The organism is Chitinophaga ginsengisegetis, from assembly GCF_900168065.1.
Taxonomy (GTDB): domain Bacteria; phylum Bacteroidota; class Bacteroidia; order Chitinophagales; family Chitinophagaceae; genus Chitinophaga; species Chitinophaga ginsengisegetis.
Genome location: NZ_FUZZ01000005.1, coordinates 325,925 through 341,915 on the forward strand (window position 1 = coordinate 325,925; position 15,991 = coordinate 341,915).

10 protein-coding genes are annotated in these 15,991 nt (G+C 48.5%); 9 read left to right on the forward strand and 1 reads right to left on the reverse strand.

From position 1 onward, the window contains the following. The first annotated feature begins 132 nt into the window (after positions 1-132). The 7 genes from B5Z18_RS27530 to B5Z18_RS27560 all read left to right on the forward strand — a co-directional run bounded on the left by B5Z18_RS27530 (position 133) and on the right by B5Z18_RS27560 (position 12,851). The gene (locus tag B5Z18_RS27530) at positions 133-1,011 is read left to right on the forward strand and encodes an ROK family protein (protein WP_079472769.1); all 879 of its coding nucleotides are present in this window, start codon (positions 133-135) and stop codon (positions 1,009-1,011) included. A gap of 198 nt (positions 1,012-1,209) precedes the next feature. Continuing rightward, positions 1,210-1,827 carry an RNA polymerase sigma factor gene (locus tag B5Z18_RS27535; RefSeq protein ID WP_079472770.1) on the forward strand — a complete coding sequence of 206 codons (618 nt, stop codon included), beginning with the start codon at positions 1,210-1,212 and terminating at the stop codon, positions 1,825-1,827. 71 nt (positions 1,828-1,898) lie between these two features. Further along, entirely contained in the window at positions 1,899-3,020 is a 1,122-nt protein-coding gene (locus B5Z18_RS27540; RefSeq protein WP_079472771.1) for a FecR family protein, read from the forward strand. Positions 3,021-3,140: 120 nt separating this feature from the next. Then, complete coding sequence (locus B5Z18_RS27545; protein ID WP_079472772.1) at positions 3,141-6,413, forward strand: TonB-dependent receptor; 3,273 nt, start codon at positions 3,141-3,143, stop codon at positions 6,411-6,413. 18 nt (positions 6,414-6,431) lie between these two features. After that, positions 6,432-8,030 carry a RagB/SusD family nutrient uptake outer membrane protein gene (locus B5Z18_RS27550; protein WP_200817377.1) on the forward strand — a complete coding sequence of 533 codons (1,599 nt, stop codon included), beginning with the start codon at positions 6,432-6,434 and terminating at the stop codon, positions 8,028-8,030. Between the two features lie 167 nt (positions 8,031-8,197). Next, positions 8,198-9,475, forward strand: coding sequence for a Gfo/Idh/MocA family oxidoreductase (locus B5Z18_RS27555; RefSeq protein WP_079472773.1), 1,278 nt, complete (start codon positions 8,198-8,200; stop codon positions 9,473-9,475). 19 nt (positions 9,476-9,494) lie between these two features. Further along, positions 9,495-12,851 (forward strand): DUF1080 domain-containing protein, encoded by a 3,357-nt coding sequence (locus tag B5Z18_RS27560; protein WP_079472774.1) that lies wholly within the window; start codon positions 9,495-9,497, stop codon positions 12,849-12,851. Between the two features lie 51 nt (positions 12,852-12,902). Here the strand turns inward: B5Z18_RS27560 and B5Z18_RS27565 are convergent, their stop codons facing one another. Next, positions 12,903-13,247 carry a VOC family protein gene (locus B5Z18_RS27565; RefSeq protein WP_079472775.1) on the reverse strand — a complete coding sequence of 115 codons (345 nt, stop codon included), beginning with the start codon at positions 13,245-13,247 and terminating at the stop codon, positions 12,903-12,905. A gap of 239 nt (positions 13,248-13,486) precedes the next feature. Here B5Z18_RS27565 and B5Z18_RS27570 point away from each other — a divergent pair, with 239 nt between their 5' ends. Together B5Z18_RS27570 and B5Z18_RS27575 are read left to right on the forward strand one after the other, a co-directional pair. Next, positions 13,487-14,539 carry a hypothetical protein gene (locus tag B5Z18_RS27570; protein ID WP_079472776.1) on the forward strand — a complete coding sequence of 351 codons (1,053 nt, stop codon included), beginning with the start codon at positions 13,487-13,489 and terminating at the stop codon, positions 14,537-14,539. A 14-nt stretch (positions 14,540-14,553) separates the two neighbouring features. Continuing rightward, complete coding sequence (locus B5Z18_RS27575; RefSeq protein WP_079472777.1) at positions 14,554-15,975, forward strand: hypothetical protein; 1,422 nt, start codon at positions 14,554-14,556, stop codon at positions 15,973-15,975. Positions 15,976-15,991 lie beyond the last annotated feature (16 nt).

The window sequence follows — 15,991 nt, forward strand, 5'->3', positions numbered from 1 at the left end:
AAACGCCCTATATTGAGAGCTGTTTAACTGTTTTTCACTTTGCTAAAACGATTTTTCTGAGCATGTCAACCAAATAGTTTTTTATATTTGTATAGCTTTAACGATTTAGCAAACATTCTATTTATTGAATTTATGACAAATTCCACGGCGTTAGGAATAGATATCGGCGGCTCCCACATTACCGCAGCACTGGTAGATCTTAACACAAGATCGATCATAGAAGGCACATGGAACCGCATCCGTATTAACTCACAGGGCGAAGTAGCGGATATCATCGATGGCTGGGCGGCTGTTATCAGGGAAGTATTTACCCACGCTTCAGCAGATGTCCGGCATATTGGTATCGGCATGCCGGGTCCGTTCGACTATGAGCACGGGATCAGCCTCATGAAAGGGCAACATAAATATGACGCATTATACAACCTGAACGTAAAAGAACTACTGGCAACAAGCCTCGGAATTTCACCGGAACAGATCCGCTTTATCAACGATGCCGGCTGCTTCCTGCAGGGCGAAGTGTTCAGCGGCGCCGGCAGAAACCACCAATGCGTGATCGGGCTTACACTGGGCACGGGCCTGGGTTCGGCCATCTACCGCGATGGAGCAGCCAATGATGCCAACCGCTGGTGCTCTCCTTTTAAAGACGGCATGGCGGAAGACTATCTTTCTACCCGCTGGTTTGTAAAACGCTATGAAGAAATAAGCGGTGAAACAGTAGCAGATGTAAAAGCACTGGTAGCTCGTATAGGCGTTGACGATAGAATACCGCAACTGTTCAACGAGTTTGCCGTAAACCTCGGCACTTTACTTACTGCCTTTATTAAAGAAGAACAACCCGAAATTGTAGTGATCGGCGGCAACATTGCCAACGCGGCTGACCTCTTCTTCCCTCAACTGAAAAAAGAACTGGAAAAACAACAGATCACCGTTCCGGTAGTTACCGCTACCCTCGGTGAGGCGGCAGCCCTGATCGGCGCAGCCAGCTTATGGCATGCCTTCCAGGAGGCATAGCACAGCCTGTTCAACGAAAACATAAATTTAAAAAGAAGCTATTGGCGCAACAACCAAAGCAGGTAGGTTCCGGGCATATCCATCTCCGGAAAAAATATCCGCCCTGGTGTTTGTGCCAATAGCTTTTTGTTTAATGCTTTAACCTTTCTGCTTTTTCCTTTATATTAGGGGCATCAACCACTTCTAAATATTTACTGTTTGAAAGACCGCCTAATTGCAGCTGATAATATTTTGTGGAACAATGTCATCCTGGGGGATCAGCAAGCCTACAGGGAGTTGTATGAGATGTATGCGGATATGCTTTTCCGGTATGGCTTAAGATATATAAAAGATACCAGCACTATAAAGGATTGTATCCAGGAGCTTTTTACCAGTCTTTATCACTACAGGAGTAACCTTGCTCACGACGTGAACATCCGGTTTTACCTGCTCCGGTCGTTCCGCAGGAAGATCCACCAGGCCGTAAAAAAGAATGCCACCATTCTCCATACCGTCAATGCGGAGGACTATTTCTCCGTTGTTTATGAACCGGATGCCGAACAGCTGTTGATTGCTGCCGAACAACAGCAGGAAATGCTGCGGTTGCTGGTCCGTGAACTCAATGAATTACCTGCCCGGCAGAAAGAAGTCCTTTTCCTTAAGTTTAACTGCAACCTGTCGTACGAAGAAGTGGCCGGTATCATGAAAATAAGTGTGCCTACCTGCCGCACCCTTGCCTACAGAGCCTTCCGGCAACTGCGCGCCAACATGGAAAAGGTGCCGGTGCTGCCGTTAATCATCCTCTTAATGTCCTGGATTTCCCGGGAGCATCCCTGAATAAAAAAAAGTTTCGTTCCGGAGTCTATATCCTGTTTGTTTGTTGCTCTATATAGCAAAGATGCCGCAAGATGCCTGATAAGAAACACCTGAAATTGGAAGACCTGCTTGGTAATGACCATGAATCGCCTGTACAGAGCGATGATCCCGTGCAGCAACAGATGGCAGATGCCGTGCAGCGCATGATCACAAACGCCGGCGCAGAAACATGGGATCCGGCCGATAAAGCCCTGCTATGGCAGGACATTGCGGCGGGTTTAGTGTCCAAACCATCCATACACAGGTACCTGTTCCTAAAAATCGCCGCCGCCATATTATTATTGCTGTCGGTAGGCGCCTGGTTGTTCTGGCCCCGGCCCACGCACTCACTGGTACAGTTTGCCCGGCAACAACACGTGGAAAGCGCCACCGATACCCGCCTGATCCTCGGACAACAACAGGCCATTGTGGTATCCGGGAAAAACGCATCGCTTGTATACGGAGGCAAAGGAGTAACCATCAATGCAGACAGTACCCTGTCGTCAGCAGCCCCGTACAACACGCTGTTGGTGCCTTACGGCCGCCGCGCCCGCCTGCAGCTGGAAGACGGGACCGTCGTGCTGCTGAATGCCGGCTCCCGCCTTGTTTATCCCGCTACCTTCCGGCAAAAGAAACGGGAAGTATACCTGGAAGGAGAAGCCTTTTTTGAAGTGGCCCCTGATGCCCATGCTCCTTTTTTCGTATATGCTTCACGTATAGAAACAGAAGTACTCGGTACCTCCTTTAATATCAGCGCTTATCCGGACGACCGGCAACAAAGCCTGGTGCTGGCTTCGGGCAGTGTACGTATGCAGCTGCCGTCACAACATCTTTTCGGAAAACATTCCCGTAAGCTGCAACCTAATGAGATGGCTACGGTAGGTGTGGAAAGCGAAGACCTGCAGGTAAGCACCGTAAACGTAAGTACTTATACCGCCTGGAAAGACGGGCGCCTGTTGTTTTACAGCACGCCGCTGAAAGAGATCCTGAAAAAACTAACGCGTTACTATAATATACAGCTGGACCTTGCATCAACACAACCCGGACTGGAAACCTGTTCCGGTGACCTTGACCTGGAAGATAATCTTGAAAACGTATTGGATGTGATCTGCGCCACCAACTCGCTGCGCTATGAGCGCCACGGACAGCGCATCATCCTGAAAGAGAAAGACTAAATACCATATATATCGCCAAAAAAAACCGGAAGATGGTGGGACATCTTCCGGTTGCACTGCCCCGCCGGAAGCGGGGACGGGCTTGTCTTTTTGTTTAACTAAAAAAACTGTAGTGAAGTTATGAAAAAAATCTATGCACAATGGCGCGTACCGCCAGGCAATGTTTTTGCCATTAAACTCGTGAGAACAATGAAACTGACTGTAATTTTACTGTTCGCCGCTATTCTTGGGGTTTCTGCTACGGGTAAGTCGCAGGATGAGCACCTCAACATTAAACTGCACCAGGGCACTTTACCCCAGCTGTTTAACCAGATCCAGTCGCAAAGCCGCTGGCGTATCTTTTATAAAGATGAACTGGTAAACAGGGAACAACCGCTGACCCTTGAACTGCAGGACAAAAAGATCAACGAAGTGCTGGATAAAGCCCTGTTAAATACAGGACTCAGCTACCGCATCATGCGCAACCAGGTAGCCATCATCCCGAAAGAAAAAAGTAAACCCGATCAGCGCCTGTCCTCCGCCTCACCATCGGAAGACAGTACCTACCTCATACGTGGACGGGTATACGATACGCATGAACCGCCGCAGGCATTACCAGGCGTGACTATACGGGTGAAAGACAATAACAGTCTTGGTACCACTACCGACGCCGATGGCTATTTCACCTTCCATGCTAAGAAAAACGCCGTGCTTGTTTTTACGCAAATGGGTTATCTCCCGCAGGAATACACCATTATCCGCAGTCATAACGCGCTGAATATTTCCCTGAAAGAAAACGTAGCCGCACTGGATGAAGTAGTGGTGGTGGGCCTTTCAGAGCAACAACGTAAGCATATTGCCAGCTCCATCAGCTCTGTAAATATTGCGCAGCAAACCAATGGCAAGCCCATTACTGCATTATCACAGGCGTTGCAGGGTGGCGTTACCGGTTTGCAGGTAACGCAGAACTCCGGCCTGCCCGGTGGCGATGCCGCCGTGATAAAGATCCGTGGCATCAGCACGCTAAATGCTTCTAATCCGCTTGTAATGGTGGATGGCGTGCCGATGGACATGAACTATATAGATCCCGTTACCGTAGAAAGCGTAACGATCCTGAAGGATGCCGCCGCTGCTGCTGTGTACGGCGCCCGTGCCGCCAACGGCGTAATACTGGTAACTACCAAACGGGGTGTAGCCGGAAGGGTAGCCGTTACCTATGATGGTTATTATGGCGTGCAATCGCCATCCTCCATGCCCAAACTTGTAGAAGCGCCGGAATACATGCGCATGTTTAATGAAGCACAGGTGAACGCGGGCAATGCACCGTTTTATTCCGAAGAAGATATTCAACATACCGAAGCCGGTGACGACCCGGTAAAGTATCCCAACACCGACTGGCAGAAAGAAATCCTGAACCGGGCAGCGCCTATTACCAGTCACTCGGTGGGCGTGAGCGGCGGTAACAGCCTCGCACGTTTTGCCCTAACTGCCAATTATCAGAACCAGCAGGGGATGATCCCACTCAACCACTCCAATAAATATAATATCCGCGCCAACACCTCCATTACTCTTACCAAAAAGTTCCTGGTATACATGGACATGCTGGCCATTAAACGGAATACTTTTTATCCTAACCGCCCCAATGGCAGTAATGGAAACAGGATACTGGAAGATATTTTCCGGGTACCGCCCACTATTCTTCCCAAATACCCGGCAAAAGACGGCGCCCCGGTAATATACGGGCGCTACGTGGATATTGTAAACCCGGTGGCTTATGCAGAACACGGTGGTAAGGCCGCCAATGAGTATGGTCAGTCCAGTATCAATTTACAGCCTAAATGGGAAGTTTTACCCGGACTGAATCTCCGCGGACAATTCAGCTTCCGGCTGAACAGTGATGTAACCCGCACCACCCGCGATAATTACTACTTCTTCGATTATTATACCGGTAAACTGGTGCAAACATGGGGTGTGCAGCGATCTGCTGAAATGGATAGGACTACTTACTATTATGCCGGCGTAACAGCTGACTATACCTATGATCTGAAAGAGCATCATTTTTACCTGATGGGTGGTTATTCGCAGGAAGAGAATAATAGTAGATTCTGGGATGTAAATTCCCTGCTGTCGTTTTATGGAAAAGTAAATTATTCTTATAAAGATAAATACCTGCTGGAAGGAGCCATTCGTACCGATGGTTCATCGCGCTTTGGTCCCGGTCATAAGTACGGTACTTTCCCTTCCGTAGCATTGGGCTGGAATATACATAAAGAGCCCTTTATGGCGCCGGTGTCTTTCATTAATAGCATGAAACTCCGTGCATCTTACGGCCGGCTGGGCAACGAGAATATAGCGCTTTACCAGTATCAGAATATGATCAGCGCTAGTGATGGCGTGGAATCCGTATTCGGTAACCCCGACATCACCTGGGAGACCGTAGATATGCTGGATCTTGGTCTGGACCTGGCTTTGCTCCGGAGCAAACTGGAACTCACTTTCGACTTCTATAACAAAACCACCAATGGTATCATCCTCTGGCCGCCGGTATCTTATGTGGGCGGTATGGGAATTCCTCCTATCAATGCAGGCCGGTTACGGAATAAGGGCGTGGAGTTGTCGCTGAATTATAATGGTCGCATTGGGAAGGACATTACCGTCTCTGTACGTCCCGGCGTTTCCTATAACAATAACACCTTCCTCACGGTATTGGGTGGTCCTTATATCGATGGCAAAAAAATTAACAAGGAAGGCTACTCGCTGAATAGTTTGTATGGATATAAAACAAATGGGTTGTTGCAGGCGGCAGATTTTAAGCCGGATGGTACGCCGCTGGTGCCGGTGATCGCCAACGCCAAACCAGGGGATATCCGCTACCTGGATCAGAACGGCGATAATATCATTGATGGCAATGATCAAACCGTGATCGGCAACCCTACGCCCCGTGCCGATTTCTTTGCCAACTTCCGCATTACCTATAAAAAATGGGAGCTGGAAATGCTGCTGCAGGGCGTGAGCAAAAGCGATGCAGTACTGGCAGGTATGCTGGCTTATCCGTTGGACATGTCTTTTGATGGCGGCGTTCCTACGAAGTACTATGCAGATAACTACTGGACGCCGGAACGCACCAATGCACGCTTTCCGCGCTTAACCACTACACCGGATATCAACAAGTTATCGTCCGATTTCTGGATACAGAACGGCGCATATATCAGGATGAAATATATCCAGCTGGGTTACAATTTCAGCAGTACCACTTTAAAGCGTATAGGCGTTAACGGTGCCCGGGTATATGTGAATGCACAGAATCCGTTTGTATTCACTTCCATGAAGCTGGTAGACCCTGAAAGTCAGGGTAACCAATGGACTTATGGCATTATGAAAATGTATACAGCAGGGGTAAGTATTCAACTATAACCATTCAACTTTTTCACGATGAAAATGAAATTCAACATAACAATGATACTGGGCCTGATATTACTGTGTTCGCCGGCCTGCAAAAAATTTCTCACCCACGATAACCCGTCCGGTGTAACCGATGAGGAATGGTGGAAAACGGAGAGTCATGCCTATAGTGCGCTCGGCTCTATTTATGCAGGTGTACCTGCAGGTTCCAGCGGCAGAAATGTAATGTTCTGGTCGGGGCTGAGCGATGAAGCTGTTTGCCGCGGCGACTTCAGGGGCAACTATGATATTTATACACGTGGCTTGCAGAACCCTACCTGGGATGTGGCGGAATGGATCTGGCGGGATGATTATATAGATGTGCGCCGTGCCTGTCGCTTTCTTGAAAACGTAGATAAATGTTTTATGGACGACCAGCTGCGTACCCGTATGAAGTATGAAGCCCGCGCATTGCGTGCTTTTTATCATATGGAGATCATGTTGTTTTTTGGTGACATTCCCATTGTAACGAAGTCGGTTACACCACTGGAGAATCACCTGAAAAGAGATCCGGCAGAGAAAGTGTATGAATTTATTTTGAGCGAATTAAAAGAGTGTGCGGAAAATTTGCCGAAAGAATATGACAGCGATGAAACCTGGCGTATTTCTGCCGGCGCCTGTAATGCGCTGATCGTGCGGCTGGCCTTATTTTTTCATCATTACGATGTGGCCAGGGACGCAGCGGCAAAGATCATCGGCACCGGGGTTTATAAATTACACCGCAGCGAAAAAGCGGGTGTAAACAGTTATGCGGAATTGTTCAGTTATACCGGTGAGCTGAATAAAGAGCGTATTTTTTTCAAAGCCAATGGTTGCGATAACGCATGGACCACCTTTGCGCCTTATGGTATTGGCGGAGAAACTTATGTATCGCCCACCGCGCAGGTAGTAGATAACTTTGAAACAAAGCAGGGTAAAACGCCGGCGGAGCTGGGAGCGGATTCTGTGGCGGTATACCGCAAGGATCCCAACTACAAAAATAACCGTGATCCCCGCTTAGCCGTGTCTGTTCTATATCCCGGCCAGTCGTATTTAGATGCTAATTATATTCTTTCTCCCTTTGATAATTCTACCAACAACACCGATAAGATAGGTGTGCAGAAATCTACCGCTACCGGTTACTGGATCCGGAAATACCTCGATCCGCGCGACCGGCAGGGCAGAGGTGGCTCACTCGATTTTATGTATATCCGTTACAGTGAGATATTGTTATCCTATGCAGAAGCCGTGATTGAGCTGGGCAACTGGCAGGATCCACTGATCATACAATATTTGAATGACGTTCGTACCCGGGCAGGTATGCCGGTAGTAGACCAGCAGCGGTATAACAGTGCGGCCACGCTGCGGCAGCTGGTGCGCCGGGAACGGCAGGCGGAGCTGGCATTTGAAGGACAGCGTTATTTTGATATCCGGAGATGGGGACTGGTTAAGCAGGTAATGAACGGGCAGGTATTCGGCGCCACCAATCCGGAAACGGGTATTGCTGTAAAGGTGCAGGACCGTTCGTATATCGACCGGGATTATCTCTGGCCTATACCGGAAAAAGAAATGTTATCTAACCCGGAAATGACACAGAACCCCGGGTATTAATTTCTTACCGTTTATCAAATTTCCGTTACTGTATTTGCATATCAGCTAGTTAGATTATATCTTACCATCCAGACGAACCACGATGTGACAAAACAGTGAATATATCATCATACAGTGAACTAATACTATCAATCAAAACAAATCCAGGCATTCAATTAAACTGAATTATGGCGAAACAAAACAGCGATTCAAGGCGGGCATTTCTCAAAAATTCCCTGGGAGCGCTTGCTGCATTTACAATTGTGCCCAGGCATGTGCTGGGCCGCGGTTACCTGGCGCCCAGCGACCAGCTGACCAAAGCCGTTATAGGCACCGGTGGCATGGGACGTGGCCACTTTGGCTACGCCGGCACACGGGTAGTAGCGCTCTGCGATGTAGACCGCAGTCACCTGAAACTGGCGATGGACCAGTTGGGTGATAAAAGTAAAGGCGTAAAAACCTTTGCCGACTACCGCGAAGTGATCACCTTACCGGAGGTAGATATTGTACACGTGGCTACCCCGCCGCACTGGCATGGTATCATTGCCGCAGACGCCGCACGGGCCGGCAAAGACATCTGGTGTGAAAAGCCGATGACCGCCACCATTGGCGAAGGCAAACGCCTCGTGGAAGCAGTGCAGCAACATGGAAGGATTTTCCGCCTGAATACCTGGTTCCGCTTTGAAGACCGTTTTTATGGAATGGGCACCACGGTGAAGCCGATTAAAAAACTGGTAGACAGCGGTCTGCTTGGCTGGCCGCTGAAAGTGACCGTGAGTAAGCATACCGGTTTCGACTGGAAATTTTACTGGGTAGGTAAAACCAACCTGGAAGCAATGCCGGTGCCGAAAGAACTGGATTATGATATGTGGCTGGGGCCTGCGCCTTATCGCCCGTATAACCCGCACCGTGTGCACCAGACCTTCCGTGGTTATTGGGATTATGATGGTGGTGGTTTGGGAGATATGGGCCAGCATTACCTGGATCCTATCCAGTATTTCCTGGGGAAAGATGACACCAGCCCTGTAAGTGTGGAAGTAGATGCACCACAACAACACCCTGATGCAGTGGGCACCTGGAGAAGAATTACCTACACCTATGCAGATGGTTGCCAGATCATCCTGGATGGTGATGGCGCCGATGAAAAGGCCGCTTATATAGAAGGACCCAAAGGAAAACTGTACCCCGGTTTCCGTTCAGATATCCAGGACCTGGAAAAGAAACTGGCTGCATTCCCTGACCCGGCGCCACAGCAAACAGATTTTGTGGACGCCGTAAAGAACCGCCGGAAATTTGCGCTGAATGAAGAAAATGGTCATCGTTCCGCTACCCTCGTGAATATGGGTAAGATTGCCCTGCGCCTGAACCGCTCGTTGAAATTCGATCCGGTGAAACAGGAATTTATAGATGATGCAGGCGCTAATGCGCTGATCTATCAGCCAATGCGCGGACCGTGGACTATCTAAACAATCAAGTAAACGAATTATGAAAAAGATACAATACTTACTCGTTGCATTACTGGTTGGCTGGAGTAGCCTGGTTTCCGCACAGGGGCCATCAGACCAGCGTGCGTTTCATACCAAAATAGCCGATGTGCTGGCGTTGATGCCGGCCCCCAATAAAACGCAGTTTAATACCAATATGGAGTCGATTGCGGCGCTGGGGGAAGAAGGGCTTACTACTATTGCCGGTATGCTGGCAGCGCCCGGAAAGGGCAATAACACGCAGTTGGAATATGCGCTGGCAGGATATGCTTATTATGTTACCCAACCGGGAAAAGAAACCGCCCGCAAACAGGCTTCTGCGGCGCTTTGCAAAGCATTGGCAAAAACAGCGGAACCGGAAAATAAATTTTTCCTGATCACCCAGCTGGAAACACTGGCAGATGATAATGCTGTCAGCACGTTGCAATCATATCTCACGGATAACCGTTTGTGTGATCCTGCTGCACGCGCGCTGGTAAAAGTTAATACGCCCGCCGCACAGCAGGCCCTGTTACAGGCGCTCAGCGCAGCTTCCGGCGACAACCGCATCACCCTTACAGAAGCGTTGGGTGATAGCCGTTATACTGCCGCTGCTGCCGCTATTGCGCCACTGGCAACCAATGCGGATAAAAAACTCGCTAAAGTAGCGTTGTATGCACTGGCGCAGATCGGCGCACCGGCTTCTGCACCGGTATTAGCCAATGCTGCCGCCAACAGCGGTTATTCCTACGATGTAACCGACGCTACTGCTTCCTATCTGTACTACGCCGCCAATATCACTGATAAAGCAGCTGCTGCAAAAATAGCAGAGAACCTGCTGAAGCAAACAAAAACAGACGCACAGGTACACACCCGTACAGCAGCATTAAAACTGCTCACCGCCATCCGTGGTGAAAAAAATATGCCGCTGCTGTTAGCTGCTGCAGATGATAAGAATGCGGAGTACCGTGATGCTGCGCTGAAATTTGCTGGTCAATACGGCCTGGCTGGCAATGCACTGTGGCTGAAGAAACTGTCGGGTTCCGATAATGCCAATAAAGCCGCTGTAATAGGTATGTTGGGAGATAATAAAGTGGCCGCTGCTTTACCTGCCCTTCAGAAATTACTGGGTAGCAAAGAGGAGCGCGTAAAACTGGCTGCCATCAAAGCGGCCGGCAAAACCGGCGGCGCCGCTGCCTTGCCTTCCCTGCTGCAAACCATGAAAACAGGAGATGCTGCTACTGTGGAAGCGGTAAAAGAGGCGCTCCTGATTATGCCGGGTGACGAAGTTGCTGCACAGTCGGGCGCCTCGCTGGCAACTATGCCGGCAGCAGCACAAACGGCTTTACTAACGGTACTGGCTGCACGTAAAGCAGACAACCGCGTAAACGATGTATTACCGCTCACCGCCAGCACAGACGCCGCTACCCGCAGCGCGGCCATCGCCGCATTGAAGGATGTGGCTACAAAGGCAAATCTTCCTGAACTATTTACGTTACTCAATAACACCACCAGCGAAACGGATATCGCCAGCATACAGGAAGCGCTCATCAGCGCAGGCGCCACCAGCAACGATGTGCTTGCACAGATGAAGCAGGCGCCCGCCGGTCAGCAATCCCGCTACCTTCCTGTATTGGCAGGTATTGGTGAAAAAGATGCCTTATCACCGGTAGTGGCCTCCTTTAATAACGGTGACGCTGCTACGAAAAAAGCAGCAGTAAGGGCATTGTCTTCCTGGAAAGATATTGCCGCCACACCTGCGCTCTTAAAAATAGCCCGTGAAGATGCTACCTATCGTGATGAAGCGCTTGCCGGCTATGTAGCGCTTACCCGTCGCTCCGCTTTGCCTGCCGATCAGCAATTGCTGATGTTCCGCAACGCAATGGAGCTGTCGCCCTCAACCACTATACAGCAGAAAGTGCTGGAAGGCGTGGAGCGTTGCAAAACATTGCCTGCATTACTATTTGCGGGTAACTACCTCGACAATGCACCGGTGCAACAAGCAGCCGCCAATGCTGTAATGAACATCGCACTGGCGGATAAAAGTTACAATGGCGCCATCGTACGCTCTCTGTTAGAGAAAACATCCAAAGTACTGAACGGACCCGATGCCGATTATCAACGGCAGTCGATCCGCAAGTACCTCGCGGAAATGCCCGCCGGCGAAGGATTCGTTCCGCTCTTTAATGGTAAAGACCTTACCGGCTGGAAAGGATTGGTGGAGAACCCTGTAGCACGCGGTAAAATGGATGCCAAAGCACTCGGCAAAGCGCAGGACAAAGCAAACGACAACATGCGCAAAGGCTGGTCAGCGAAAGATGGCCTGCTTGTATTTAGTGGTAGCGGCGATAACCTCTGCACCGAAAAGAAATACGGCGACTTTGAAATGCTGGTAGACTGGAAAATCACCTCACAGGGCGACGCCGGTATTTACCTCCGTGGCTCCCCCCAGGTGCAGATCTGGGATACCTCCCGCACCGATGTGGGCGCACAGGTTGGATCCGGTGGTTTATACAACAACCAGCAACATGAAAGCAAACCACTGAAACTTGCAGACAACGCTATCGGCGAATGGAATCATTTCCGCATCCTCATGCAAGGCGATCGCGTAACGGTATATCTCAATGGCGAACTCGTAACCGATAACACCATCCTGGAAAACTACTGGAACCGCGGATTGCCGATCTTCCCCGAAGAGCAGATCGAATTGCAGGCACATGGCACCTATGTAGCATACCGCGATCTTTACATCCGCGAAATTCCGCGTCCGAAGCCTTATGTACTGAGCGATGAAGAAAAGAAAGCCGGCTACAAAATGTTGTTCGACGGTACCAACATGCACGAATGGACAGGCAACACCAAAGACTATGTGATCGATAACGGTAATCTCGTGATCTATCCAACCAATGGTGGTCACGGTAACCTCTATACGAAAGATGAATACAAAAACTTCTCTTTCCGTTTCGAATTCCAACTCACACCCGGCGCTAATAACGGTCTGGGTATCCGCGCGCCACTCGAAGGCGATGCCGCCTACGAAGGTATGGAGTTACAGATCCTCGATAACGAAGCAGATATCTATAAAGACCTGCAGGTGTATCAATATCATGGCTCCGTATATGGTGTAATCCCTGCCAAACGTGGTTTCCTGAAACCCGTTGGAGAGTGGAATACAGAAGAAGCGATTGTAGATGGCACTCACATCAAAATAATACTGAATGGCACCATTATCCTCGACGGTGACATTGCAGACGCCCGGAAAAACGGTACACTGGATCATAAAAAACATCCTGGTCTGAACAGGGAAACCGGTCATATCGGCTTCCTGGGACATGGATCGATTGTAAGGTTCAGGAATATCAGGGTGAAAACGCTGTAGTTTTTTGTTTGAGATATAGAACCGTTCCTGCGTAAGTGGGAGCGGTTTTTTTTATGGTTGTACCAGTTCAATTTTTCTTCCGTCGGGGTCCTGGATAATGGCGGTATATCCCCATGCTGTTAATGCAGGTGCGGTGAGGATATTTTCTTCAGGGAGTTCTTTTATCAGGTTATCAAGATCGGCAATTTTGAAGCCCAACCTGGTAGTATTATCTGCAACGGTAATCCCTTTGGGCAAGGGATAGATTTCCAGTACGATGTTCCCATTGATGCTTGCATAATGATAAGGTCCTGTACCATGCCGGTGATAATCAAACTGAAAACCAAGCTTAGCATAGAATGCAGCATGTTCGGCAAGTTGGCTGGTTTTTATAACGAGCAGATTCAGGTCGGGCATTATTTATTATTTATTGTAATGTGAAGTTAATATTAAAGTACCTGGTAAAATACCACGAATGTGGGATGATCCGGTTAATGATAAGTTAATTACTTTTGGCCTTGGATTTAATTGATTTTTACTATTTTGCGTCAGAATTAACTGTAGTGTTCAACCCAGTAAGAATGTAATTGTTTACCCTGATAGTAAGTCATAGTCATATACCTGATAAGTTTGTTTAATTGTTTTATCCTTTATTTATGAAATATTCTTGTTCCCTGCTTCTTTCTTTTGTTGCGTTAAGCAGTTATGCCCAGAATAATAAACTGGAAGCCACTGGCAATGCGGGTATTGGCACTACTGCGCCTACTGAAAAGCTGGAAATATCTTCCAACGGTTCTTCAAACATTAAACTAACGCATACCGCGGACGTATTAGGCGTGGTAGGTGCACTCAAATTCAATATGGCAGGTTCTGATCTGGGAAGGCTGGAAGTAGAGAGAACTGATGCTTCAGGAAGGATGTCTGCCATGAAGTTTTTTGTGCGGGGTAGTGGGGGCGAATTTGAAACAATGAGGATTGTGAATAATGGATTTGTAGGGATTGGAGAAACCTCTCCATCTGCCAGGCTGCATGTTGATGGTTCGCCTGGAACTGTATTTGCCAGATTTACACAAACAGATGTTTCCGCGGCGGATGGCGCACTGAGTTTTATGAATGGCACTGGTAGCACAGGGAATTATATTCCCGTTATCAACGGACGGAGTTACATGCCAGGTCGTTCGTTGGGTCTTTATCTTATAGCCGATGTAGAGGACGTACTTCCAGCTTCTGATATTGCCTATGGCGCGATGATACTTGACAGCAGAAGTAAAACAGGGGCGAGGCTGACAACCAGTAATGTTCTGGCGGTTAACAGCGGAGGAGTAAACCTGATGCTGGTAAAAGCCAACGGCAGTGTGGGCATAGGCACCACGGATACTAAAGGATATAAGCTGGCTGTGAACGGCAGCGGCATCTTTACAAAAGTCGTTGTGAAATCCTATGCCAATTGGCCAGATTTCGTTTTCCGCTCAGATTACAAATTACCAACCCTGTCCGAAGTAGAACAGTTTGTTGCAAAAAATCAGCATCTCCCAGGTATTCCATCTGCCAGCGAAGTAGAAAAAAACGGAGTGGATGTAGGAGAAATGAACAAACAATTATTGCAGAAAGTTGAGGAACAAATGTTGTATATTATAGAGATGAATAAGCAACTCGCTACTCTTTCAAAAGAAGTGGAAGTGCTTAAACAGAAGATCGCCGCGAAATAACCCCCTGATTTGCCATGAAAACTATTTATCAACTGACCTTATTATTGTTTGCCTGCCTGTGTACTGCCCAGGCCCAGGACAGCCTGTTGCAAAAAGCGAATGCCATTCCGGGTAAATACCTGTCGCAGGTAAAACAAAAGTCCGATAAAATGGAACGGCAAATCACCCAGCGCAGCGAAAAAGCCCTGAGCCGGTTTATGAAGCAGGAAGAGAAGCTGAAACGCAGGCTGGGTCGTATCGACTCCCTGAAAGCCAATAATCTTTTTGCGCATTCGATCGATTCCCTCGGAAGTTTGAAGTCCCGCATGAAAGGCAAGCTTGGGAAGTATTCCGGTGCTTTAACACAGTCCGGCGGTCCTTACCTCGATAGCCTTAGCAATTCACTGTCCTTTCTGAAAGATTCCAAAGGCTTACTGGAAAAATCCAAAGGTGTTACCGATAAATTGAATGGCTCGTTAAAATCTGTCGATAACCTGAAAGACAAACTGGCCCAGGCAGAACAGATCAAAGCGTATATACGTGAGCGTAAACAGCTGCTGAAAGAACAGTTAAGTCAGTATACCGGTTTCACCAAAGATCTGCAGAAAATGAACAAGGAAGCCTACTATTATGCACAGCAACTGAAAGAGTATAAAGAGGTTTTTAAAGATAAAAAGAAGGCAGAGCAAAAAGCAATGGAAGTGATAAAGAAGATACCCGCTTTCAATGACTTTATGCAGAAACATTCCCAGCTCGCCAGTTTATTTAATATACAAGGCGCCACTGGCTCAGCCCCCAACCTCGAAGGATTGCAAACGCGCAACCAGGTGGAACAGCTCATCCAGCAACGCTTAGGTAGCGGCCCCAATGCCAGCGCCGCTGTAAGTCAGCAAATGGCCGAAGCCCGCAGCAAATTCGACGAACTGAAAAGCAAGTTCCCCGATCTTGATAATGCCGCAGAGATGCCGGATTTCAAGCCAAAGGAAATGAAAACAAAAAGTTTCCTGCAACGATTGGAGTTTGGCAGCAATATACAGTTCCAGCGTAGTAATAAATTCTTTCCCACCACCGGCGACCTCGCCGGGCAAGCTGCCTATAAGTTTCATAAAAATGGAAGCGCCGGTCTTGGGCTTTCTTACAAACTGGGCATGGGCACCGGCTTTGACAATATCCAATTCTCCGGTCAGGGTATGGGGATCCGCTCCTTCATCGACTGGAAGCTGAAAGGCACCTTCTTCCTGAATGGCGGCTATGAGCAGAATTATCAGCCTGATTACGCCGGTGTGCCGGAAGGAGTAGGACAGAAGTGGACCCAGAGCGGGTTGATTGGTATCAGTAAGAAGTATAAGATCAATAGTAAGCTGAAAGGGAATATGATGGTGTTGTTTGATTTTTTGTATAACCAGCATGTGCCGCGCACGGATCCCGTGAAGGTGAGGCTGGGGTATAATTTTTAATTTTTTTATTACTCAA